Genomic DNA, 24,664 nt, shown 5'->3' with positions numbered 1-24,664 from the left:
AAAAATAAGGGTTGGAGATTAATCGTTTATCAACAAACCTCATGTAATTTTACATATTTATATACATACTTTGGATTCTTTTTGCAATTATAGACAATAGACATGTATAGTATGTGTAGTACATTGTTATATTAAGAAAGATAGGAGGGTTCCCATATGTTTAAAACAATACCTTTTGCAAAAGGTGTCAATTTGCATATCCGACAAACAACCCAATTTAAAACCGTAAATTTTTCAATTAAATGGAGAAGAGCATTAACGGCCAAAAGTGCCTCTGAACGCACGGTGTTAACAAATGTATTGCAACACAGCAATGCCAAATATACAACAACAGCTGCATTCCGTAGTTTTTTAGATGACTTGTATGGCACAGTGTTGTATTTTGACACATCTAAGCGTGGCAATGAACATACAGTACTGATGAATGTAGAAGCCGTTAATGATCATTACTTGGCAAATACAAGTGTTTTAAATGAAGTGATTGGTTTATTGCACACAGCAATATTTGAACCGAATATAGAAAACGGTGTATTTAAGGAATCTATTGTGGAACGTGAAAAGAAAACGGTTATTCAGCGTATTGAATCCATTTTTGACGATAAATCTCGTTTTGCACAGCAACGCCTTCAGCAAATTTTACGACCGAATGAACCGGCGTCTATTTCTGCTAATGGAACTGTCGAGGACATTCAAAATATTACCTCAGCATCATTGTTTGAAGCATACCAATCCATGCTTGCTAACGATAAAATAGACATTTATGTCGCAGGTGATATCAATGAAGACGAAATCGTGGCGAAGTTGAAAAAAGCGCTACCATTTAATGATCGTATACCTGAAGAAATTCCTGCTGTACTTCCACAACAGCATCCACAAAATGATTATGTACGTGAACAACAAGAGATGAAGCAAGGAAAGATGCATATTGGCTTTAGTACACCAGTACGATTTGGTAATCCAGATTTCGCAAAAATGCAAATCTTTAACGGCGTTTTCGGTGGTTATCCTCATGCCAAATTATTTATGAATGTTCGCGAAAAGGAAAGTTTAGCCTACTATGCGTCTAGCTCATATGCATCACATTATGGCTTAGTCTTTGTTGTGTCTGGCATCGAACCAAAGAATGAAGAAAAGGCACTTTCACTTATTAAGGAACAACTTGCTGTTATGCAAGCAGGCGATATTACGAATTTAGAATTAGAGCAAACAAAGGCAATGCTGACGAATCAGCTAAAAGAATCATTAGATTCTGCCCGAGGACAAATAGAAATTTTTGACCAATATAAAGATTTACCTGAGGAATTCGCTGTTGAAACCTGGGCAAATAAATGGAAAGCTGTGACGAAGGAAGATGTTGTTGAAATGGCGAAGCAAGTACAGCTAGAAGCGGTCTATTTCTTATGTGGAAAGGAGCAAGCCGCACAATGAAAACAATTGAATTCAAACAATTAGATGAAACATTGTATTATGAAAAACTAGAGAATGGCTTAGATGTCTACATTTTACCGAAAAAAGGCTTTTCGAAAACATTTGTGACGTTCACAACAAAGTACGGCTCTGTTGACCGTACATTTGTGCCAATGGATGAAACAGAAAGCATTACTGTGCCAGATGGTATTGCCCACTTTTTAGAGCATAAAATGTTTGAAAAAGAAGATGGAGACGTCTTCCAAAAGTTTAGTGAATATGGTGCTTCGGCCAATGCCTTTACGTCATTTACACGTACGGCGTATTTATTTTCATCGACAGACAATATTTACAAAAGTACTGAAACATTATTAAATTTTGTTCAAGAGCCTTACTTTACAGAAGCTACAGTCAATAAGGAGAAGGGCATTATTGGTCAGGAAATTACGATGTACGATGATCAGCCAGATTGGCGCCTGTATTTTGGTACAATCGAAAACATGTACCATAATCACCCAGTGAAAATTGATATCGCAGGCACAATAGAGTCGATTGACGGCATTACAGCGGATCATTTATATACGTGCTTCAATACATTTTATCATCCGTCCAATATGTTATTATTTGTCATTGGTGCTGTGGATCCTAATGAAATGATGACGTTTATTCGTGACAATCAAAACAAAAAAGAATTCCCTGAACCAACTCCAATTCAACGCTTCTTTGATCAGGAGCCGACAGAGGTTGCTGTCAAAGAGCGTGAATTGCATATGGATGTACAAAAGCCTAAGGTCTATGTAGGCTTAAAAGCAAAAGAAACGAATCTTTCTGGTCGTGACATGTTAAAGCATGAGCTGTCTGTTCAAATTGCACTTGAACTTATTTTTGGACGTACATCTAATTTTTATGAGCGTGTCTATGAAGATGGTTTAATTGATGAAACGTATGCCTTTGATTTTACGTTAGAAAATGGTTTTGGGTTTGCTATGATTGGTTCGGATTCAACCGAACCTGTTGCATTGGAAAAGGCAATTAAAGAAGAATTGGCAAAGTATGAAGGAAATGCACAATTTGAAAGTGCCGATTTAGAACGAGTGAAACGTAAAAAAATAGGTTTCTTCTTACGTGCACTGAACTCTATTGAATTTATCGCAAACCAATTTACACGTTATTCGTTTAATGAGATGAATTTGTTCGATGTTGTGCCGGTACTTGAAGAACTAACGATTGATGATTTGAAAAAAGCATTTTCTTCGATTCAAGGTGAAGCTCAACAAACTGTCTTTAAAATTTTACCTACAGAGAAGGGCGAACAGTGAAAAAGTTTGCCCTCGTGTTAGGTGCATCGGGTGAGATTGGCCGTGCTATTTGTCGGAGTCTGGCAGATGATGGTTGGTCCATCTACATACACTTTTCAAACAATGAGAAAGCAGCTCAGGCTTTATACTGCTCACTTTCAGAAAATTTCCCTGTACAGGAGTTTATGCTTGTACAGGGGGATTTTTCGAAAATATCTGGGGCGCAATCGCTAGCATCTCAAATTTTTAATGTGCAAGCGATTGTATTTGCGAATGGTCAGGCGCATTATTCTCTACTTGAAGATACTACAGTGGAGGATATGGAAGCATTATGGCGTGTGCATGTACAAAATCCTATGCGTCTGACGGCATTGCTTTCATCAAAGCTTCGCGCTCATGATGTCAGCTACGTACTTTTTATCGGTTCCATTTGGGGAGAGGCTGGGTCTGCTGGTGAAGCACTTTACGCCACTGTGAAGGGAGCCCAGCATGCTTTTGTGAAGTCCTATGCGAAAGAAGCGGCATTGTCACGAATTCGTGTTAATGCTATTGCACCGGGCTTTATTGATACATCGATGAATGGTCATTTAAGTGAAGAGGAGCTTGTATATATTTTGGAGGACATTCCTTTAGGTAAAATTGGGCAAACTACGGATGTTGCTGAAATGGTTCGCTTCTATCTTTCTGGAAAAGCAGATTATGTTACGGGACAAATAATTCGATTAAACGGTGGCTGGTACATATAATTTTCTTTTTTGCACATACTACATGTGTAAAGGAGGAGGAACATATGACCATTTTAGAAAACTGGCAAAAATGGACATCGTTTTTAGGACAAAATGTTATGCAGGCAGAATCAAGCGGTATGCCAAAGAAATTGATTCAACAGGCTGCGGTACAAATTGGCGAATATTTGGCGACAAATGTCGATCCTAAAAATGAACAAGAGCGAGTGCTGTCGGATTTATGGGGCGTTGCCTCTGAAGATGAAAAAGAAGCATTGGCGAATTGTGTCGTTAAACTTGTACAAAATAAGCATGTGCAGTAAAAAAAGAGGAGAGTTTATCTCCTCTTTTTTCTATATGAAGAAGCAATTTTGGCATAGAAAAGGGAACGTATGTAAGCCTATTTTGAATGCTTTTTAAAAAAATAGTAAGTTTTTAAAAATAACGCCGTAATTCCATATATTCGAACTTTTCATTACATAAAAAATCAGCTATGATGGAACTTATAAAGGATTTATTACGTTAACTAATAGGAAGGGAACGAGTGTGTTTGAGCGATTGGTACTTTGAATATGAAATTCAGGTGAATCGCCCTGGATTATTAGGAGATATTGCTTCACTTTTAGGGATGCTTCGTGTCAATATTATTTCAATAAATGGTGTCGATGAGGATCGACGTGGTATGTTAGTGCATACAGACAACGATGAGGCAATTGAACGTTTTCGTACAATTGTTTCGACAATGGAACATATCAACGTTACCAAATTTCGACAACCTAAACTCCGTGATCGCTTAGCTCTGAGGCACGGTCATTATATTCCTCGAGATGCAGATGAAAAAAATACTTTCCGCTTTGTACGAGATGAACTTGGTATTTTAGTTGACTTTATGGCTGAACTCTTTAAAAAAGAGGGGCATAAGCTCATTGGAATACGAGGAATGCCTCGTGTTGGGAAAACCGAGTCGATTGTAGCGGCTAGTGTATGTGCCAATAAAAAATGGATTTTTTTATCATCTACAATGATTAAGCAGACCGTCCGCAATAAACTTGCTGGTGATGAATTCAGTGACAATAATATTTTTATATTAGATGGCATTGTGACGCGTCGTTCGTCTGATGAACGGCATTTGCAACTAGTACGTGAAATGATGAGTATGCCTTCTATTAAGGTCGTCGAGCATCCAGATATGTTTGTTCAGCATTCAGAATATAAGATTGAGGATTTTGATTATATCATTGAATTACGTCATCACCCAGATGAAGAAATTACGTATGAAATAATGGAAAAAAACCATATGATGTCCGAATCCGATTCATTTGGAGGATTTTAATTTTTAATTTAATATTAAAGTAGGTGTTATGAGTGGCAGAATTGGGGACTCGACTGAAAGAGGCGAGACTGTCTAAAGGCTACAGCTTAGACGATTTACAAGAAATAACGAAAATTCAAAAGCGTTATTTAGTAGGAATTGAAGAGGGCAATTATTCGATTATGCCTGGTTCGTTTTATGTACGAGCTTTTATTAAACAATATGCAGACGCTGTAGGTTTGAACGCAGAGGAAATTTTAGAAACCTATAAGAGCGAACTGCCAGGTACAAAAAATGATCAAGTAAGTCAATCGATGACGAATAGCCCAAGTAGAAGAAAAGTTTCAAAGGGACCTTCCAATAAAATGATGGAGTCAATGCCAAAAATAATCGTTGGTTTATTTATCATTGTCATTATTGTGGTGATTTGGGTGCTAATGCAGTCTAAAAATAATGCAATGCCAGATGTAAAAGACGATATTCCATCAGAAATAGAATATGATACAAAAGTAAAACCAATAGATACAGAAAAAGAAAAAGAAAAAGAAGATAAAAAAGCTCAAGCGAATGCTAAACAAGACTCAAAAGATTCAGCAAAGGAAACATCTGATGAAAAACAAACTGAAGAGGTTAAGCAATCGATTTCAGCGGGAGCTATTGAAGCGGATAGAGCTACGACTTCTTATTCGTTAACAGGTACAGATACATTTAAAATACGTATTGAGGTATCAGGCCCTACATTTATCGGGATTCGAAATCAACAGCAACAAGAATTACTAACAGATACACGTGTATATAATGCAGGAGAAGTAGTGGAATTCGACGCAACATCTCAAAATTATGCTCGTATCCGATTAGGTAATTCAGCGCAAGCTAAGATATATATTAATGACGAGCTTTTAACGTATGCACAGCAAATTGTAACGCAAAACATCGTCATCAATTTCAATAAAGAATAGTAGTCATCTAGTGATGACTACTTTCTTTCATCATGAAAGGTGTTAGAAAAATGAACATTCCAAATAAAATTACCATCTCTCGAATCTTACTTATTCCGTTCTTTGTCATTGTTATGATGTTTGATTTCAACTGGGGAACAATGTCACTATTCGGTGCGAAGATGCCTGTTCATCATTTTATAGGTGCACTTATTTTTATTTTTGCTTCAACAACTGATTGGGTGGATGGTTATTATGCACGTAAGTATAATCTTGTGACAACATTTGGGAAATTTTTAGATCCACTAGCGGACAAGTTGCTAGTTTCAGCAGCTTTTATTTTAATGGTAGAGCTTGATATGGCGCCTGCCTGGATCATAATAATTATTATTAGCCGTGAGTTTGCGGTAACTGGTCTTCGTTTAATATTGGCAGGTGAAGGAGAAGTTGTGGCGGCAAATCAGCTTGGTAAAATTAAAACATGGACTCAAATTATGGCTATTGCAGCAGCGCTTTTACACAATACAATCTTTACACTGATTGGTATTCCATTTGATGAAATTATGCTATATATTGCATTGTTCTTTACAGTATGGTCTGGATGGGATTATTTCTATCTAAATCGACGTGTCTTACTTGAGTCTAAATAAGAAAGGTCTTGGGGATCATGAATGCTGAAATTCTTGCAGTTGGCTCAGAGTTATTGCTTGGTCAGATTACGAATACAAATGCGAGGTTTATTTCTAACCAGTTGTCTGAGTTAGGGATAAATGTGTATTATCACACTGTTGTAGGGGATAATGCGCAACGTTTAGAAAAGGCTATTTCTGTTGCAGAGACTCGTGCTGATTTAATCATTTTTTCTGGTGGGCTTGGTCCTACAAAGGATGATTTAACAAAGGAAACGATTGCTCGTCATCTTGGCGTTTCACTCGAATTTGATGAGATCGCACTGACGTATATTGAGCAATTTTTTGCAAAACGAGGACGTCCAATGACGGAAAATAATCGTAAACAGGCTTTAATTCTAGCAGGTAGTGAGGTGCTTGCAAACCATCACGGTATGGCACCTGGCATGATACTAACAAAAGATGAGCGTACGTATATTTTGCTTCCAGGGCCACCCAAAGAACTTGAGCCGATGTTCCAGTTTGAGGCAAAGCCAAAGCTTAGTGTGATGTTAAATACTGGAGGGGTAATTGCATCTCACGTTATGCGCTTTTATGGAATTGGTGAGGCAGAGCTCGAAGTACGTGTCCAAGATATTTTAGATTCACAAACAAACCCAACTGTTGCTCCACTTGCTTCTGATGGCGAGGTTACATTACGTGTAACTGCCAAGACAGAAACGGAGCAAGAAGCGCAGCAGCTTATTGCCGCAAAGGTGGCAGAGATTCAAGCGCTTGTTGGTGACTATCAATACGGCAGTGATGATGATTCTCTTGCCTCTAAAACAGTTGAAATGTTACTAGATAATAAGTTAACAATTGCTGCGGCAGAGAGTTTAACAGCAGGGTTATTTCAGTCAGAGCTTGCTGAGATACCAGGCGTAGGGGATGCCCTTGTCGGTGGCGTTGTTACGTATACAGAAGGGGCTAAAATTAAGCAGCTCGGTATTTCTAAAGAATTATTAGATACACATGGGATTGTAAGCAGTGAATGTGCAGCGGCCATGGCTAGTACAGTACGTAAAAAATTCGGTACGGATATAGGTATTGGATTAACAGGTGCGGCAGGTCCTACGGCGCATGATCATCAACCAGTAGGGACGGTTTGGATTGGTATTGCAATTGGTGATGAAGAGCCAATTACGTATTTACTTCATTTATCGGGCATGCGCAATACAAATCGACTTCGCGCGGCGAAATTTACTTGTCATTATTTAATGCAGCTTTTAGTAGAAAGAGGCTTTAAAAAACGTTAATCAATTATGCCTCGACATAATATAGGTCATCCCTAAAAGTTGCGGATTACTTTTGTTAAAGCGTTACTATGTAAATAGTTGATTGGAGTGGAGGCTGGGCGACTCCTTGGGGATTAGCGTCACAGATGAGACCCTGGAGCGAGCAACGCGAGTGAAGCGGCTCATCGGACGCCCCCAGGAAAGCGCCCAGTCGGAACGGAAATCAACCACACGTTTTGGTGGTGATCCATAATATAGTTGAAAATAGAAATTTGGGTAATGGAAAGTTACCCAAATTTTTATTTTGAAGAAAAACGAATAAATGTTCGCTTTTTTCTTGCGTCCTATCTCAAAAACAAGTATAGTAGAGATAGAGAAAAACAGTGAACAGTTTTCGAAGGAGGAAAAGGAATGAGTGATCGTAAAGCAGCCTTAGAACAGGCGTTAAAACAAATTGAAAAGAACTTTGGTAAAGGTTCTATCATGAAACTTGGTGAAAAGACGGATTTAGAAATCGCTACATCTTCAAGTGGTTCGTTAGCACTTGATGCTGCATTAGGTGTTGGCGGTTATCCACGTGGACGTATTATTGAAGTATATGGCCCTGAATCATCAGGTAAAACAACGGTTGCTCTTCATGCCATTGCAGAGGTACAAGCGAATGGTGGACAAGCAGCATTTATCGATGCCGAGCATGCACTAGATCCAATTTACGCACAAAAATTAGGTGTCAATATTGATGAATTATTATTATCACAACCAGATACAGGAGAGCAAGCACTTGAAATTGCAGAAGCTTTAGTACGTAGTGGTGCTATCGATATTATCGTCATTGACTCCGTTGCAGCTTTAGTTCCAAAAGCTGAAATTGAAGGAGATATGGGTGACTCTCATGTCGGACTACAAGCTCGTTTAATGTCTCAAGCATTACGTAAGCTTTCAGGTGCTATTAATAAATCAAAAACAATTGCTATTTTCATCAACCAAATACGTGAAAAAATTGGTGTTATGTTTGGTAATCCAGAAACAACACCTGGTGGTCGCGCGCTTAAATTCTACAGCTCTGTTCGATTAGAAGTGCGTCGTGCGGAAGCTATTAAACAAGGCAATGACATAATGGGTAACCGTACAAAAATTAAAATTGTGAAAAACAAAGTAGCACCACCGTTCCGTACAGCTGAAGTTGATATTATGTACGGTGAAGGCATTTCAAAAGAGGGCGAAACTGTCGATTTAGGTGTTGAATTAGACATCGTTCAAAAAAGTGGATCTTGGTATGCTTACGGTGATGAGCGCCTTGGTCAAGGCCGTGAAAATGCCAAGCAGTATTTAAAAGAAAATACAGCAGTCCTTGATGATATCGCGAATAAAATCCGTGCTTCTTATGGCATGGCATCTGCTTCTTACACAATTGCTGCGCATGATGAAGATGAAGAAATGGACGAAGAGTTACAACTTCTACTTGAAGATGAAAAATAATTTTTAACTTATTGAAATAAGTTAAGATGCATTGTTCCCACTCTTAAGAGTGAGAGCAATGCATTTTTTTGTATTTATACATACTAGAAAATAAGGATGAATAGAATTATCGAAACGACGGATAGAACGTCATCATAAAAATGTGTTTATCTATGTACTACTTTTTATATTTTTAATAAAAAATTATAAATGTGGGTTAGTGTAAAAGTAGTGGGAATTAATTCTCTTAATGGAGGTGACTTACTTTTTTCTTAAGAAGGGCGAACAGATGCCCGACTATCCTTGACAGAGCTTGAGGCTAGCTATACAATTAAATATGTATAATTTCTGAATTATGACTTTAAATAGGCAATGCAATGTATGCGCCTACTGAAACTGTATTACCCAAATAGCAAGAGGAGGTGTTCATATGGATGGAATTACTATCATCTCCGCTTTGCTTGGACTCATCGTTGGTGCCGCTGTTAGCTATATCTACATGAAAAAAGTGAATGACTCAAAAATCACTGGTGCTAAACACGTTGCTGAAACAATCGTTGAAGAAGGAAAACGAGAAGCGGAGGCATTGAAGAAAGAAGCACTACTTGAAGCCAAAGATGAAACTCACAAATTTCGTACTGAAGCAGAAAATGACATTCGTGAACGTCGTTTAGAACTTCAGAAACAAGAGAACCGTTTATTGCAAAGAGAAGAGAATCTTGATCGCAAAGATGATGCTCTAAATAAGAGAGAAGCAGGCTTAGAGAGAAAAGAACAGGCTCTAGCCGAAAGACAACAGCATATTGAACAGATGGAAAGCAAAGTGGACGAGCTCGTTGCCTCGCAAAAAACAGAGCTAGAACGAATTTCTGCTTTAACTAGAGATGAAGCAAAAGCTATTATCTTAGGAGAAGTAGAAAAGGAGCTAGCAACTGATATTGCTGTGATGACGAAGGAAGCTGAAACACGTGCGAAGGAAGACTCAGATAAAAAAGCACGTGAAATTTTATCACTGGCACTGCAGCGCTTTGCAGCAGACCATGTTGCAGAAACAACAGTTTCTGTCGTGAACTTGCCAAATGATGAAATGAAAGGTCGTATTATTGGTCGTGAAGGTCGAAATATCCGTACGCTGGAAACGTTAACCGGTATAGATTTAATTATTGATGATACTCCAGAAGCGGTTATTTTATCAGGCTTTGATCCAATTCGTCGTGAAACTGCTCGACTTGCACTTGAAAAACTTGTACAGGATGGCCGCATCCACCCTGCTCGAATTGAGGAAATGGTGGAAAAAGCTCGTCGTGAAGTGGATGAACAAATCCGCGAAACTGGTGAGCAAACAACATTTGAAATTGGCATTCATAATTTACATCCTGATTTAATGAAGATTTTAGGCCGCATGAAATATCGTACAAGCTATGGACAAAACGTTCTAAAACATTCAATTGAAGTCGCGTATTTATCAGGCCTGCTCGCTGCAGAACTTGGTGAAGATGTAGCATTAGCTCGTCGTGCAGGCTTATTACATGATATTGGTAAGGCAATTGACCATGAAGTTGAAGGTAGTCACGTCGAAATCGGTGTGGAGTTAGCAACAAAATACAAAGAACATCCAGTCGTTATAAACAGTATTGCTTCTCACCATGGTGATACAGAAGCAACATCTGTTATCGCTGTTTTAGTAGCTGCAGCTGATGCATTATCAGCAGCTCGTCCAGGTGCTCGAAGTGAGACACTTGAAAATTATATCCGCAGACTTGAAAAGTTAGAAGAAATTTCTGAAAGCTATGATGGTGTAGAAAAATCATTTGCGATTCAAGCTGGTCGTGAAATCCGTATTATTGTACAACCTGAAAAAATTGATGACTTGGCTTCACATCGCTTAGCGCGAGATATCCGTAAGCGTATCGAAGAAGAACTTGATTACCCAGGTCATATTAAAGTAACAGTCATTCGTGAAACACGTGCAGTGGAGTATGCGAAATAATATTGAAAGTTAGAGGTTTCTCTAGATGAAAATCTAGAGAAGCCTCTTTTTTATTGTTTCTATCATAGGAGAGCCGAAGCGACGGATAGAAAGGCGGAGCGACGGAAAGGAGAGTCAAAGCGATGGATAGAAAGGGCAGAGCGACGGAAAGGAGTCAAAGCGGCGGATAGGAAGGCGGAGCGACGGAAAGAAGCCAAAGCGACGTATAGAAAGGCCTAACGACAGTTAGAATAGTCCGAAGCACCGATTGAACTTTAACATCTGATACATATCTAGAAAAAAGCACTATGTTAGTCATGTTTAACAAGTATTTTTCATAAAAGAGAAGAAGGCCAATTAGATAATCAGTCATTAAAGAAGAAAGTTGTGATATAGATGATTGATATACATGCTCATTTATTATTTGGTGTTGATGATGGGCCAAAAAATAAAGCGGAATCATTAAAGATGTTGCAGCAAGCATCCGGTGAAGGAATAACAGAAATAATTTGTACGTCCCATGTGATGCATCCACAATATCATGTTAATTATTCACTTGTAGAGGAGCAAACAATATATTTACGACAAGCATTAGAGGAGCATCAGATACCAATCATACTGCATACAGGGCATGAAGTGCGTTTACATGAAGAACTACATACTTTGATTATGCAAAAGCAGCTTCATACATTAGCGAATTCTAACTACATTCTTTTAGAATTACCCTCTAGCACAATCCCTGCGTATACGAAAAGAATGATTATACTGTTGAAGGCAGCGGGGTATACACCAATCCTTGCGCATCCTGAACGAAACTATGCCATTCGAGAAAAACCGACGCGACTTGAAATATTGATTCAAGAAGGTGCATTAACGCAAATAACGGCTGGAAGTTTAACAGGTCTTTATGGTAAAGAGGTACAGCGTTTATCGTTAGCGTTAGTGCGAGCGAATTATATTCATACATTTGGATCCGACGCGCATAACGTAACATCGAGGCCATTTCTTTATAACAGAGCTCTCAATTACCTTGAAAAGCAGAAGGAGCTAGATGCTGTTGATCAACTTTTAAAGAATAATGCACTTGTCATCGCAAACAAGCCGATATTTCCACTTGAATTGGACAAAATCTACACGAAGAAATGGTGGGATTTTTTTACAATCTAACTAGAATTGAGCGTGATTTTCAGATGAAATTGTGTTCCACGCTACTGTTTAGCGCCCTTATATTTATGAGCTTAATGCAACCCGTTGAAGGGATTTATCATAAATTAACATTGTTGATTAGCCTAGTAATAATCCTTCTATCCTTTCTAATGCATAAAAAAATAATCATCCAAAATGTACAAGCCAGCCTATTTTTTAGTTTATATACTTTTTTTTGTGTTATATCCGCAGGGGTCAACCAGGATATAGGGCTATTAAAAAATAGCCTTCAGTTATTTTGCATTTTTTTAGCTGTAGCGATTTTCTTTAATGATATCGTGAGAAAGCATGTGAAAGAAGTTGTCCTTAATGGTGTTTTATTAGCATATATACCATTTTTTATTTTATGTTTTCAAGAAAATCATTTTATGTTCGGTGCTTTTTCAGGGATATTTGAAAATCCAAATACATTAGGATTTTCTATGATTGGTTTGATGGTTGTGGTACTTATGAAGCTATATGAAATAATAGTGGCCATGCTGGAGGGGCACCGACAGCTGAAATTAACTATTCTTTTAGGGATTTATACAATTATTTATTTATTTGCTTTGTATGTCATTATGCTGTCAAACGCACGTACATCATTATTAACAATTGCCATTGTGACAATAGTTATGATTGTCTTAGTAGTAAAAAGGATGAAAAAAAGATTTATACCATTATTAAAATTTATTTTTTTATTGATAGCAGCTTGCTCAATACTAGTAATAGCTATTAATGAAGTTGAAATGATGCAGAAGGCGTTTCAAAGTATTCTTTTGAAAATGGAGAAAAAATCTACAAATATTACAGATGGTCGTCTTGAAATATGGAAATATGTATTTGAGCATATTAATTTTTGGGGACATGGTGCTGAATCACTATGGGCAATTGGCGTTTCCCATGCCCACAATACATTTGTCAATATATTGCAGGAGGCGGGCTTACTGTCGCTAGTATGTTATGCTGTCTTTCTTATTTCGATTGCGAAAGGCCATAGTCAAATGGACAAACAACTAGTGGTGTTTACAGTCTTCGTCGTTGTTGCTGCACTTGGTGTATCTACATTTGAAATTCTCTATTTTAATGTGCTTCATATACTTGTCTTCGTAGTAAGCGGATTTGACAGAAATAAAAATTCGACTTAGTTATTGTAAAAATATTTTCCCGAATAACTGTAAGGTTTACTTAATATACTTAATTAATAGTACAATAATCCGCATTTGTAGGAGGGAATCTATTTTTGTGAATGAAGAAATTACAGTGCAAAGTATAGTAAAAACATTGCAAAAACGCTGGTTCTTTATCCTGGTGCTTACAATGTTGTCGATGGGTATAGCTGCTATGTTAAGTTTTTTTATTTTAACACCCATATATGAAGTGGAAACACAAATAATAGTGAATCAAAAAAGCTATGATAATCAGCAACTAGTAGGGGCACAAAATGTTGATACGGATCTTCGGTTAATCAATACGTACAACGTCATTATTAAAAGCCCCGCTATTTTAACGAAGGTAATTGATAAGCTGTCACTAACGACCACACCTGAACGATTAATGAATCAAATAGACGTCTCTAGTGCGAGTAATTCTCAAGTAGTGAATATTCGTGTACAAGATGAGAAAGAGTCTAGGGCTGTAGAAATTGCCAATACTGTCGCCGAAGTTTTTAAAGAAGAAATTCCTGTGCTCATGCATGTAGACAATATCAATATTTTGTCTGTAGCGAAATCTAGTGAAAATGCAGCAGCTGTTAAACCAAACAAAATATTAAACATACTAATAGCAACTATCGCTGGTTTTTCTCTTGCCCTTGTGCTTGCTTATATGATGGAAACATTTGATAAAACAATCAAAACTGAACGTGATATCGAAGAAATTTTATCATTACCGGTTATCGGGGTGGTCAGTAATATAGAGTCGCAAATAAGGAAAAAGTCTAAGTCTAGGGGGAACCCATAATGTTTTCGATGCGAAGGAAAAAGAGGAATAAATCATTGATGGCTCGCAAGCTAGTTACTGTTTCTGATGCTAAATCAATTCCATCTGAGCAGTTTCGGACGATTCGTACAAATATTAAATTTGCACAGCCAAATCAAGATGTGAAAACTATTTTAGTAACTTCCTCTATTCCGGGGGAAGGAAAGTCTACAAACGCAGCGAATATCGGTGTAGTTTTTTCACAAGAGGAGAAGAAGGTCTTAATTGTCGATGCTGACATGCGTAAGCCGACTCTCCACCATACATTTCATCTCGCCAATAGTGTAGGCCTCTCCTCTATATTATCTAGGCAGGAAAAGTTTATAGATGTGATCCAAAAAACGTTTGTAGAAGGAATAGACATTGTTGCAAGTGGACCAATTCCACCAAATCCAACTGAGCTACTGGCATCTGAAACAATGATATCTTTTATGGCGATTGCAAAAGAAAAATACGATATCGTTATTTTCGACGCTCCGCCTTTATTATTTGTATCTGATGCACAAATTTTATCCAATAAGTGCGATGGAACCTTACTGATTGTCAATTCTGGTGCAGTTGGGAAAGCCGCAGTTTTAAAATCAAAGTCCATATTAACAATTTCACAAGCCAATATTTTGGGAATTGTATTAAATAATTTTAAAATGAAGCGCAATATGTATGATCAATATTATGGGATAGAGTAAGGGTGACTAAAAAATCTATGAAGAAGATTTTGCATATTATTCCGACTACAGATTTTGGTGGCATTACAACGATGATATTAGACATTTGGGCTAATACAAATAAGTCATTGTACCACTTTGACTTTGTCGTGTTTAATAAGGGAAGATCTCATGACTCTTTTATAGAACATGGTTCCCAATTGTTTTATCAAAAATTTATCACAAAGCAAGGTCCTCTTGCCTATATGATGAAAATATACAAAATAATTAAAGACAATGGATATGATGCAGTCCATGATCATACGGGTTATCGAGCTATTTTTACATTGCTAGCGGCACGTTTGGCTGGCGTCAAATGTAGAGTGTTACACAGTCATACAAATGTTGCTGAAGAATGGAGTAATAAATATCTTTTGTCTTTCCTAAAAAAAATGAGTGTCATGAATGCGACGAAGCTAGTTGCATGTAGTGCACATGCAGGGGAATTTTGTTTTGGAGAGAAACCCTTTGACATATTATTTAATCCAATGGATATCAACAAAATAAAATATCTCTCACAGGCAGAAAAGAAATTATTAAAAAAAGAATTAGGAATTCGTGATAATGATTTAGTTTTAGGACATATTGGACGTTTTGTTCCTGTGAAGAATCAGCAGTTTTTATTGAAACTTGCCACGAGATTAAAGCAAAAAGGTATTAATTATAAATTTATATTTATTGGAGAGGGTCCTTTAGAGGAAGAAATCCGTTTGTTGGTCGAACGCAATCAATTACAGGAATCTGTAAAACTGTTAGGGCAACGTGCTGATATTATCAACCTTCTTCAGTTGTTCGATAAATTTATTTTACCATCTAAATATGAGGGATTTGGAATTGTCCTATTAGAAGCACAAGTATGTGGCACGCCATCAATTGTTTCTGCAACTGTACCAAGAGCAGTAGATCTTAATGTTGGTCTAATTCAGTATTTAGATATAAACGGAAATATTGAAGATTGGCTACATGAAATTATTAAAGAAAACGAACCGATTGAACTAAGCAATATAATAAATGGGATTGACAATAAAGGATTGAATGCAGAAGATATTGCACAAAAGATGTGTACTTACTACATATAAAATGAAGCTATAAATACTCAAGTAATCTAAGCCTCGCTCGGAAAGGGCTCTTAACTGCTCAGGTAACCGGAGAAACTGCTCGGGTAAACCGCTCATGTACAAATTCAAAATCAAGTATTCGTTCAGCTAAAAGCACTACCCCTTTAGGCCCTGATGTAAGCTGATATAATCTAAACTCATAATTAAAAAGAGGATGATCGTATACAAAAAAAGATTAAAGTTACTCATATTATAACTGCGATTGGCTTTGGTGGAGCGGAAACTATGCTTTATCGATTATTGCAATCTGTTGACAGGGATTTGTATGAGGTAGATGTTATTTGTTTGACTGAAATGGATGTGTATGGCGAGTTAATTCAACAGCAATTAAATATGAATGTTTATATTTGTGATTTGAGATCTAATTTTCTACGCTCATTCCTAACGTGTTTTAAAGTATGTAAAAACAGCGACATTATCCAAACATGGATGTACCATTCAAACTTATTGGGTTATCTTATTTCAAGAGTTCGGAGAAAAAAGCTAATTTGGGGGATTCATCATAGCAATTTAGATAAAAAGGAAAATAAATGGACAACTATCTTAATTGCAAAGCTTTGTGCGAGATTATCTAAAAAGGTGGATATAATTATTTCCTGTGGTCCAAAAGTAAAAGAGATTCATGAAGAAATTGGCTATGATAGTCATCAACATAAGGTCATCGTCAATGGCATTAATACGGATTTATTTAAGCCTAGTGTTAAGAGGCAATATTATTTCGAGCATTTTAATGTAGAGAATCGACATATTTTATTACACGTTGGCAGATGGGATCCTTTAAAGGATTATAAAAATTTAATTGCTAGCTTACAGCTGTTAAGGGTTGAAAGACAGGATTTTTATATGTTTTTAGTAGGGCTTGAAATAGATGCGAATAATAGTGAGTTACTTCAAATGATAAAGGATGCCCATTTAGAGGATGTCATTTTTTTATTAGGCGGTAGAGATGATATATCTCAGTTAATGTCGGCAGCAGATCTGTTTGTTTTATCCTCCTCAGGTGAGGGATTACCAAATGTATTAGTGGAGGCATTAGCGAGTGGAACATGCTGTATCACGACAGATGTTGGTGATTGCAAATATTTAGTGAGAGAATTTGGTGAGACGGTCACTGCAAAGGATGCTCATGCGTTAGCTCAAGCCATTAATAAAGCATTAAATTATAGTTCAAAGCAATATGCTGAAAAGGCAAAACTCGGTAGAGAGCATGTACTAGCTAATTTCAATATTAAACAGGTAATAGAGCAATATCAATCTTTGTATCCAATGGTGTTGCCTAAAAGTTATTCAAAATAAAGAAAAGGTGTGTTTATGAAAGAAATTAAAATTGCAGCAGTTCTTTCATATATAACAATCGGTTGTACGATTATTTCTTCCATAATATTTACGCCAATCATTATCTCGAAACTTGGTCAAGAAGAGTACGGTTTATATTCACTTATGATTGTACTTGTTGGCTACCTTTCCATTTTAGATTTAGGGTTAGGCAACGCCATTGTACGCTATATTTCTAGAAACAGAGCGACGGATGATAAAGCATTAGAAGCATCGTTAAATGGTTTCTTTCTAAAATTATTTATTGGCATTGGTTTCATTACATTACTAATTGGCTTCCTTTTATTTTCACAAGTGGACGTTATTTTTGGAAAAAGCTTGACTGTTGAGCAGCTAAATAAAGCCAAGATCATGGGCTATATTATGACAATAAGCTTGGCAGCACAATTTCCACTAAGCGTATTTTCCTCTATCTTACAAGCCTATGAAAAATTCATTTTTATTAAATTAACAGCATTACTACAGGTCATTATACAGCCTTTAACGATGTTGTTTTTTCTTTTACAGGGTACAAGTGCTGTTACGTTGATTTACATTGTAGCCATCTACAATGTGTTATTTTTACTAATTGATGCGATATTCTGTCTAAAAGTATTGGCTATTAAATTTACGTTTAAATTGAATAATAAAGCATTTATAAAGGAAATCTTCGTCTATGCCATTTTTATTTTTATTACGGTTATTGTCGACAAAATTTATTGGCAAACAGATCAAGTTCTTTTAGGAATATTAAAGGGAACTGAGGATGTGGCAATTTATGCAGTTGCTATACAAATTGTCTTAATTTTTATGTCGCTGGCCTTGGCAATCAGCGGTTTATTTTTGCCTCGAATCTCGATGTTAGTGACACAAGAAGATGGGTTAGAGCAAATAAATAAGTTATTTATAAAAGTAGGATCCATGCAGTTTTTAGTAGTTGGCTATATTTTGGGAGGCTTTTTTCTTTTTGGAAAAGAATTTTTAACGTTATGGTTAGGGAAAGAATTTATAACCGTCTATTATATTGTGCTAATCATTATGATGCCTTTTATCATAGACCTCATACAAAACCTGGGATTAAGTGTGTTGAAGGCAAAAAATTTATTTAAATTTAGAACGATTTTATTAATAAGTGTAGCGGTGGGGAATATTTTTATGTCGATTCCTGCTATTTATTATTATGGGAAAATTGGCACAGCAATTATCACAGCGTGTTCCTTATTGATTGGCAATGTAGTGGTCATGAATATTTATTATTATAAGAAAATAAAATTAGATATTTATGGATTTTGGAAAGCAGTAGGTAGGTTAGCGCTAGCATTTGGACTTGCTATTAGTTTAATAAAGCTTTTATGGCTAGTGGCAAATCCTACGATTACTTGGTTTTCAATCATTCTATATATTTTTTACTATAGTGTAATTGTGGGCGTTAGTCTTTTATGTGTAGGCTTAAAAAAAGAGCAGAGAAAAAAATGGCTTGAGCAGCTAAAAGTCATTCTTGTTAATAGGGGAGGCGCAAAATTTTGGAACCCAAAATCTTAGTGAGTGTCATCCTTCCTGTTTATAATGCAGAAAAATATTTAGAAAAATGTTTAACTAGCATATGTCGGCAAACGTTAAAAAACATTGAAATTATTGCTATTAATGATGGTAGTAGTGATCAATCTTTGATGATCTTACGTAAATTTGCAGAAGAAGATGGACGAATCACTGTTTTTGATATACCAAATGGAGGGGTAAGTAAGGCAAGAAATTTAGGCATTGAGCATGCAAATGGTCAATATGTCACCTTTGTTGATGCAGATGATTGGATTGAGGTAACAATGCTCCAAGAATTGTATCTTGCTTGTCGGTTAACGGGATCGAATATTGCGAAGTGTGATTTATATTGGCAGGAGACGACTGGTAGTAGGCAATTGAATTATTCATCTCATGTTTATTGTACTGTTAGTGCAGTAGATTGCTTAAATCAGTTATTTACTGAAATAGGAGAAAGGCATTTCGGCTTTGCTAGCTGTAAATTATATTTAAAAGCCTTTTTAGATAAACATGCTTTACGATTTGATGAAGATATGAGTTTTGCAGAAGATACAGTTTTTATTACGAGAGCCGTCATTAAAAATAAAGCTATTTGCTATGTTCCGAAGCAGTTATATTACTATAATGTTGGTAACCAAAACTCGTTAACGAGAGGGACGAATATAAATGTACGTCAAAAGTACGATGTATTGTATGAAAAGCTAAAAATAGAGCTGAAAATAGGCAATGTATATAATGAAGTAAAAAACAGCTTTTTAAATTATCAATTTGAAGGTTTGCTTGTGATTTTGCATCGTATACAGACAAGTAGAGTCAGACAAGATATCAAAATAGAGATACAATCATTTGTAAAAAGGTATCCGGATCTATTAAAGGTCAAACTTATTAATAGGAATGTGAAGCAATTACTCTTTTTTAGGCTAGTAAAGATGAATTGGCTCAATTTATCCTCCACACTTATTTATGTTAATTTGAAAAAGAATAAAATAATTTAGAGAACTGCCGAATAATTAGTGTTTTATATTTTTTTTGCTTAATGTTCTTACTGAGGTTACAATTAATGATGATATTGATCGTCAATGAAAGCAAAGTAGCGGTTATTTTTGGTATGTGTAATGAAGAGTAGGTCTCACTATATCATTAGCAGGAAACCAAAATGACTGTAAGGCGTAATGGATAGAAAGAGTGGTATTGTAAAAATGAAAGTTTTATTTATAGGTGATATTGTAGGTTCAATAGGGCGAGATGCTGTAGAAAAATATTTACCTCGCTTGAAGAAAAAATACAATCCAAATGTTGTTATTGCAAATGGTGAAAACGCAGCAGCAGGTCGTGGGATTACGCAAAATATTTATAATGATCTATTGCAAATGGGTGTAGATGTTATTACGATGGGCAACCACACTTGGGATAACAAAGATATTTTTGATTTTATAGATGATGCTGATTATTTAATACGCCCGGCAAACTTTTCAAGTGAAGCACCAGGTAAAGGGATGGTGCAAATTTCAAAAAACGGTGTAACATTATCTGTAATTAATCTTCATGGTCGCGTGTTTTTACCTCCTCATGAGGATCCATTTGCGATGGCTGAGAAATTAATCGAAGAAGCGCATAAAACGTCACCGCTTGTATTCGTGGATTTTCATGCCGAAGCGACAAGTGAAAAGATTGCTCTTGGATGGCATCTAGATGGAAAGGCCTCGGCGGTCGTTGGGACACATACACATGTACAAACAGCCGATGCACGTATTTATCCAAATGGCACAGCCTATATTACTGACGTTGGTATGACAGGCCCATACGATGAAATATTGGGAATGACGAAGGAAAGTGTTATTTATAAATTCCAAACCAATATGCCATCCCGTTTTGAAGTGCCGAAAAAGGGACGCGATGTGTTAAGTGGGTTCTTTGTAGATATTGATGATAAAACAGGGAAAGCCAAGCATTGTGAGCGAATTTATATAAACGAAGATTATCCGTTTCAAGGATAAGGAGAGAAACTATTGTGTATGAAAAAATGCACAATAGTTTTTTTATGTTGAAAAACTGTTATGTCAATGAAATTAAAGTATGGCTCTTCGGCAAAGCGAGTAGCCTGGAACGGAAATCATCCCCTCGTTTTGTCAAGGAGCCCTCAGTTATTTAAAATGGCACCTTTATTTCATTGACATAGTAATGTTTTAACGAAAATTTTCAGTCTTTTTTGATTTATTTAAATATATAAGAAACGAAAATAGTCTATTTCCTTTTTACCGAGCATAAAATGACCTATCGACAATAACTTGAGGTCCAAAAAAGGGGGACATGAGTTGTTGAGCGTAAACACTATTCGCGAAACGGGGAGGAATAATTGTGGATTCATTAAAAGTATCGTCACGCTCTAATCCAAATTCAGTTGCAGGTGCATTAGTCGCGGTAATCAGAGAAAAAGGGCAAGCAGAAATGCAAGCAGTTGGGGCAGGTGCACTTAACCAAGCCGTGAAAGCAGTGGCCATTGCACGCGGATTTGTAGCGCCAAGTGGCACAGATTTAATTTGCGCACCGGCGTTTGCCGATATTTTAATTGCTGGTGAGGAACGTACAGCTTTAAAGCTTCTTGTAGAAAAACGTGTTCGATAATAAGTTATGAAGTAAAATGCCTTGCACAATAAGTTGCAAGGCATTTTTTTTGTTTGAGGAGCTTGATTGTTCAGGATTCATATTTGGATTGATTATGAAGAAATAAAGGAAATGTGAGTAACAACAAACATCTTTTATTACAGTCTGGGCTTTCAAATGTATAAAAGAGAAGGCATAGTAAAAATTATAGATGGTTCTAAAAATATCAATGAAATGTTAGGGCTACATTAGTCTGTACTGATCACGAATAAAGGGGATAATTAACATTTTTGTTTAGACTAATTTATTTTTTATTTAATGTACCCGGAGTAATAATAGCTGTTCACATATTATTTTTTGAAAATTACAACTTTATGAACAAGGTTTTCGGTCAAAGGTCTGAATTTCGCTGAAATCGTGGAATAACAATAGTGCAGAACGATTCTTCATGTTAAACTTATGAAGGAAAAAATAAATAGTACACATTGGATTTAAGGAGTTGTTGACATGTTACATCAGCTTTCATGGAAAGTCGGTGGGCAACAAGGTGAAGGGATTGAAAGTACAGGGGAAATTTTCTCAATGGCAATGAATCGTTTAGGTTACTTCCTATACGGTTATCGTCATTTCTCTTCTCGAATTAAAGGTGGCCATACGAATAATAAAATTACAGTTCGTCCAACAGAAGTACGTTCTATTGCGGATGATTTAGATATTTTAGTAGCATTTGACCAAGAAACAATCGACGTCAATTATAAAGAGCTAACAGAGACTGGCATTATTTTAGCGGATTCAAAATTCGATCCAGTGAAGCCAGAAGATTCAAAAGCGCCATTATTTGCGGTACCTTTTACAGAGGTAGCGGCAGAGCTTGGCACTTCGTTGATGAAAAATATGGTGGCAATCGGAGCAACAGCTGCATTGCTGAATTTAGAGGACGAAGTGTTTCAAAATGTTGTAGATGATATTTTTGGCAAAAAAGGCGAAGAAGTTGTTCAAAAAAATATGGAGGCCATTGCACGCGGTCATGAATTAATGAATGAGCTTTTAGGCGAACGTGTAGGTGAATGGGCATTAGCGCCAGCAGATGGCAAACGCCGTATGTTCATGATTGGGAACGATGCTGTAGCACTTGGTGCACTTGCAGCTGGGACACGCTTTATGGCAGCCTACCCAATTACACCAGCATCTGAAATTATGGAATACCTTATTAAAAAATTACCGAAATTCGGTGGTGCGGTTATTCAAACAGAAGATGAGATTGCTGCAGCGACAATGGCGATTGGGGCAAACTTTGGTGGTGTCCGTTCTTTCACAGCTTCCGCTGGTCCAGGTCTTTCATTAATGATGGAAGCGATTGGTCTTTCAGGTATGACAGAGCAGCCACTAGTTGTTGTTGATACACAACGTGGTGGTCCATCAACAGGGTTGCCAACAAAACAAGAGCAATCAGATTTAATGGCGATGTTATATGGTACGCATGGTGAAATTCCTAAAGTAGTAATTGCACCTTCTACTATGGAGGAAGCATTCTTTGATACAATCCAAGCGTTTAACATTGCAGAGGAGTTACAATTACCAGTGATTTTAGTGACTGACTTACAATTATCACTAGGTAAACAATCTGTTGAACCATTTGATTACAATAAAATTGAAATTCGTCGCGGTAAAATTGTTTCTGACAACATTGAAGAAGCGGCTGATAAAGCATACTTTAAACGTTTTGAAAATACGGAAGACGGTATTTCACCACGTGTACTACCTGGTACGTTAAATGGTATTCACCATGTAACAGGGGTTGAGCATGATGAAACAGGTAAACCATCTGAGGCAACGGGTAACCGTCAAGTACAAATGGATAAACGTTTCCGTAAGTTAGCTGCATTGAAATTTGATAATCCGGTATACTCAAATGCACCACACGAAGATGCTGATATTTTATTAGTGGGCTTTAACTCAACTCGTGGAGCTATTGAAGAGGTACAAGAACGCTTAAATGCTCAAGGTATGAAGGTGAACCATGCGCATATTCGTTTAATTCACCCATTCCCATCTACTGAGGTGGCACCGCTTGTAGCAAAAGCGAAAAAAGTAATTGTTGTAGAAAATAACTACACAGGTCAATTAGCAAATATTATGAAGATGAATGTTGGTGGTCACGATAAAATCGAGACTATTACAAAATACAATGGTACACCATTCTTGCCAGGTGAATTAGAAAATCGTGTGAAGGAGTTGACTCGCTAATGGCAACATTTAAGGATTTTCGTAATACAGTTAAACCAAACTGGTGCCCAGGCTGTGGAGACTTCTCTGTACAAGCTGCAATTCAGCGCGCTGCGGCCAACGTAGGTATTGAACCAAACGAACTAGCTGTCATCTCAGGAATTGGCTGTTCTGGTCGTATTTCTGGTTACATCAACTCTTATGGTTTCCACGGTATTCATGGTCGTGCATTGCCGATCGCACAAGGTTTAAAAATGGCAAACCGTGATTTAAAGGTGATCGCTTCTGGTGGTGACGGGGATGGCTTTGCGATTGGTATGGGGCATACAATTCATGCCATCCGTCGTAATATCGACATCACGTATGTTGTTATGGATAACCAAATTTATGGTTTAACAAAGGGGCAAACATCTCCACGCTCTGCTGCAGGGTTTATTACAAAATCTACGCCAGGTGGTGCGATTGAGCCGTCATTAAAACCATTAGAAGTAGCTTTAACAAGTGGCGCTACATTTGTCGCACAAGGTTTCTCAACGGATATTAAAGAGTTAACTGCTTTAATTGAAGCTGGTATTAATCATAAAGGCTTCTCGTTCATCAACGTATTCTCACCTTGTGTAACATACAACAAAGTGAACACGTACGATTGGTTTAAAGAGAACTTAACAAAGCTTGCTGATATCGAAGGCTATGACAATTCTGACCGCGGTATGGCGATGCGTACAGTAATGGAGCATGAAGGTTTAGTAACCGGTATTATTTATCAAGATACTGAAACAACTTCATATCAAGAAAAAGTACCAGGCTACTCAGAACTACCATTAACGGATATTGATATTAAAATGAGCGAAAATGATTTTAATGAATTAGTGAAAGAATTTATGTAAATCAAATTTTAAATAGCATGACAAAAAGCATTTGGGATGTTCTCATTCCAAATGCTTTTCGTGTGTGCGCCCGGCATGCGTATGAACTATAGGGTGC

At 36.9% G+C, this 24,664-nt stretch carries 22 protein-coding genes; all 22 read left to right on the top strand.

All coding sequences use genetic code 11. The features are described from left to right. The first annotated feature begins 156 nt into the window (after nt 1–156). On the top strand, nt 157–1,428 hold the full coding sequence (gene yfmF, locus ACB089_RS18865) for an EF-P 5-aminopentanol modification-associated protein YfmF (protein WP_374963457.1): 1,272 nt from the start codon (nt 157–159) through the stop codon (nt 1,426–1,428). Beyond that, a complete protein-coding gene (gene yfmH / locus ACB089_RS18860; RefSeq protein ID WP_374963455.1) occupies nt 1,425–2,726 on the top strand; it encodes an EF-P 5-aminopentanol modification-associated protein YfmH in 1,302 nt (433 codons plus the stop codon). The genes yfmF and yfmH overlap by 4 nt, the downstream gene beginning before the upstream one ends. After that, complete coding sequence (gene ymfI / locus ACB089_RS18855) at nt 2,723–3,451, top strand: elongation factor P 5-aminopentanone reductase (RefSeq protein WP_374963453.1); 729 nt, start codon at nt 2,723–2,725, stop codon at nt 3,449–3,451. The genes yfmH and ymfI overlap by 4 nt, the downstream gene beginning before the upstream one ends. Before the next feature lie 44 nt (nt 3,452–3,495). Further along, nucleotides 3,496–3,753: a DUF3243 domain-containing protein gene (locus ACB089_RS18850; RefSeq protein WP_068983095.1), complete on the top strand. Its 258-nt coding sequence runs from the start codon at nt 3,496–3,498 to the stop codon at nt 3,751–3,753. Nucleotides 3,754–3,980: 227 nt separating this feature from the next. After that, nucleotides 3,981–4,763: a DUF3388 domain-containing protein gene (locus ACB089_RS18845; RefSeq protein ID WP_068983492.1), complete on the top strand. Its 783-nt coding sequence runs from the start codon at nt 3,981–3,983 to the stop codon at nt 4,761–4,763. A gap of 32 nt (nt 4,764–4,795) precedes the next feature. Beyond that, nucleotides 4,796–5,701: a helix-turn-helix domain-containing protein gene (locus ACB089_RS18840; protein ID WP_374963450.1), complete on the top strand. Its 906-nt coding sequence runs from the start codon at nt 4,796–4,798 to the stop codon at nt 5,699–5,701. Between the two features lie 50 nt (nt 5,702–5,751). Then, nucleotides 5,752–6,330 (top strand): CDP-diacylglycerol--glycerol-3-phosphate 3-phosphatidyltransferase, encoded by a 579-nt coding sequence (gene pgsA, locus ACB089_RS18835; RefSeq protein WP_068983093.1) that lies wholly within the window; start codon nt 5,752–5,754, stop codon nt 6,328–6,330. A gap of 17 nt (nt 6,331–6,347) precedes the next feature. Then, nucleotides 6,348–7,604, top strand: coding sequence for a competence/damage-inducible protein A (locus ACB089_RS18830; protein WP_374963448.1), 1,257 nt, complete (start codon nt 6,348–6,350; stop codon nt 7,602–7,604). Between the two features lie 390 nt (nt 7,605–7,994). Further along, complete coding sequence (recA, locus tag ACB089_RS18825; protein ID WP_368635400.1) at nt 7,995–9,062, top strand: recombinase RecA; 1,068 nt, start codon at nt 7,995–7,997, stop codon at nt 9,060–9,062. A gap of 409 nt (nt 9,063–9,471) precedes the next feature. Continuing rightward, nucleotides 9,472–11,031, top strand: coding sequence for a ribonuclease Y (gene rny, locus ACB089_RS18820; RefSeq protein ID WP_368635399.1), 1,560 nt, complete (start codon nt 9,472–9,474; stop codon nt 11,029–11,031). A gap of 375 nt (nt 11,032–11,406) precedes the next feature. After that, entirely contained in the window at nt 11,407–12,177 is a 771-nt protein-coding gene (locus ACB089_RS18815; RefSeq protein ID WP_374963445.1) for a tyrosine-protein phosphatase, read from the top strand. A gap of 329 nt (nt 12,178–12,506) precedes the next feature. After that, a complete protein-coding gene (locus ACB089_RS18810; RefSeq protein ID WP_374963443.1) occupies nt 12,507–13,343 on the top strand; it encodes an O-antigen ligase family protein in 837 nt (278 codons plus the stop codon). 97 nt (nt 13,344–13,440) lie between these two features. Beyond that, the gene (locus ACB089_RS18805) at nt 13,441–14,157 is read left to right on the top strand and encodes a YveK family protein (RefSeq protein WP_374963441.1); all 717 of its coding nucleotides are present in this window, start codon (nt 13,441–13,443) and stop codon (nt 14,155–14,157) included. Next, nucleotides 14,157–14,861 carry a CpsD/CapB family tyrosine-protein kinase gene (locus ACB089_RS18800; protein ID WP_374963440.1) on the top strand — a complete coding sequence of 235 codons (705 nt, stop codon included), beginning with the start codon at nt 14,157–14,159 and terminating at the stop codon, nt 14,859–14,861. Before ACB089_RS18805 ends, ACB089_RS18800 begins: the two co-directional genes overlap by 1 nt. A gap of 17 nt (nt 14,862–14,878) precedes the next feature. Next, nucleotides 14,879–15,958 (top strand): glycosyltransferase, encoded by a 1,080-nt coding sequence (locus ACB089_RS18795; protein ID WP_374963439.1) that lies wholly within the window; start codon nt 14,879–14,881, stop codon nt 15,956–15,958. Nucleotides 15,959–16,159: 201 nt separating this feature from the next. After that, nucleotides 16,160–17,293, top strand: a complete 1,134-nt coding sequence (locus ACB089_RS18790) for a glycosyltransferase (protein WP_374967595.1) — start codon at nt 16,160–16,162, stop codon at nt 17,291–17,293. 15 nt (nt 17,294–17,308) lie between these two features. After that, complete coding sequence (locus ACB089_RS18785; RefSeq protein ID WP_374963437.1) at nt 17,309–18,853, top strand: oligosaccharide flippase family protein; 1,545 nt, start codon at nt 17,309–17,311, stop codon at nt 18,851–18,853. Next, nucleotides 18,835–19,845, top strand: a complete 1,011-nt coding sequence (locus ACB089_RS18780; RefSeq protein ID WP_374963435.1) for a glycosyltransferase family 2 protein — start codon at nt 18,835–18,837, stop codon at nt 19,843–19,845. Before ACB089_RS18785 ends, ACB089_RS18780 begins: the two co-directional genes overlap by 19 nt. Nucleotides 19,846–20,049: 204 nt before the next feature. Continuing rightward, nucleotides 20,050–20,847, top strand: a complete 798-nt coding sequence (locus ACB089_RS18775; protein WP_374963433.1) for a TIGR00282 family metallophosphoesterase — start codon at nt 20,050–20,052, stop codon at nt 20,845–20,847. Between the two features lie 361 nt (nt 20,848–21,208). Further along, nucleotides 21,209–21,475, top strand: coding sequence for a stage V sporulation protein S (locus ACB089_RS18770; protein ID WP_010858535.1), 267 nt, complete (start codon nt 21,209–21,211; stop codon nt 21,473–21,475). Nucleotides 21,476–21,961: 486 nt separating this feature from the next. Further along, nucleotides 21,962–23,701 carry a 2-oxoacid:acceptor oxidoreductase subunit alpha gene (locus ACB089_RS18765; RefSeq protein ID WP_374963430.1) on the top strand — a complete coding sequence of 580 codons (1,740 nt, stop codon included), beginning with the start codon at nt 21,962–21,964 and terminating at the stop codon, nt 23,699–23,701. Then, a complete protein-coding gene (locus tag ACB089_RS18760; protein WP_368635389.1) occupies nt 23,701–24,567 on the top strand; it encodes a 2-oxoacid:ferredoxin oxidoreductase subunit beta in 867 nt (288 codons plus the stop codon). The genes ACB089_RS18765 and ACB089_RS18760 overlap by 1 nt, the downstream gene beginning before the upstream one ends. The last annotated feature ends 97 nt before the right edge of the window (nt 24,568–24,664 follow it).

It is taken from the genome of Lysinibacillus sp. RS10, assembly GCF_041956855.1.
Classification (GTDB): domain Bacteria; phylum Bacillota; class Bacilli; order Bacillales_A; family Planococcaceae; genus Lysinibacillus; species Lysinibacillus xylanilyticus_A.
Note: the sequence above shows the minus strand (reverse complement) of the source record. Positions and strands in the feature narration are given on the sequence as shown.

Excerpts from the sequence above, each read along its gene's own strand:
- yfmF (WP_374963457.1), top strand. The coding sequence starts at position 157 with ATGTTTAAAACAATACCTTTTGCAAAAGGTGTCAATTTGCATATCCGA.
- yfmH (WP_374963455.1), top strand. The coding sequence starts at position 1,425 with ATGAAAACAATTGAATTCAAACAATTAGATGAAACATTGTATTATGAA.
- ACB089_RS18850 (WP_068983095.1), top strand. The coding sequence starts at position 3,496 with ATGACCATTTTAGAAAACTGGCAAAAATGGACATCGTTTTTAGGACAA.
- pgsA (WP_068983093.1), top strand. The coding sequence starts at position 5,752 with ATGAACATTCCAAATAAAATTACCATCTCTCGAATCTTACTTATTCCG.
- ACB089_RS18830 (WP_374963448.1), top strand. The coding sequence starts at position 6,348 with ATGAATGCTGAAATTCTTGCAGTTGGCTCAGAGTTATTGCTTGGTCAG.
- recA (WP_368635400.1), top strand. The coding sequence starts at position 7,995 with ATGAGTGATCGTAAAGCAGCCTTAGAACAGGCGTTAAAACAAATTGAA.
- rny (WP_368635399.1), top strand. The coding sequence starts at position 9,472 with ATGGATGGAATTACTATCATCTCCGCTTTGCTTGGACTCATCGTTGGT.
- ACB089_RS18815 (WP_374963445.1), top strand. The coding sequence starts at position 11,407 with ATGATTGATATACATGCTCATTTATTATTTGGTGTTGATGATGGGCCA.
- ACB089_RS18800 (WP_374963440.1), top strand. The coding sequence starts at position 14,157 with ATGTTTTCGATGCGAAGGAAAAAGAGGAATAAATCATTGATGGCTCGC.
- ACB089_RS18795 (WP_374963439.1), top strand. The coding sequence starts at position 14,879 with ATGAAGAAGATTTTGCATATTATTCCGACTACAGATTTTGGTGGCATT.
- ACB089_RS18785 (WP_374963437.1), top strand. The coding sequence starts at position 17,309 with ATGAAAGAAATTAAAATTGCAGCAGTTCTTTCATATATAACAATCGGT.
- ACB089_RS18775 (WP_374963433.1), top strand. The coding sequence starts at position 20,050 with ATGAAAGTTTTATTTATAGGTGATATTGTAGGTTCAATAGGGCGAGAT.
- ACB089_RS18765 (WP_374963430.1), top strand. The coding sequence starts at position 21,962 with ATGTTACATCAGCTTTCATGGAAAGTCGGTGGGCAACAAGGTGAAGGG.
- ACB089_RS18760 (WP_368635389.1), top strand. The coding sequence starts at position 23,701 with ATGGCAACATTTAAGGATTTTCGTAATACAGTTAAACCAAACTGGTGC.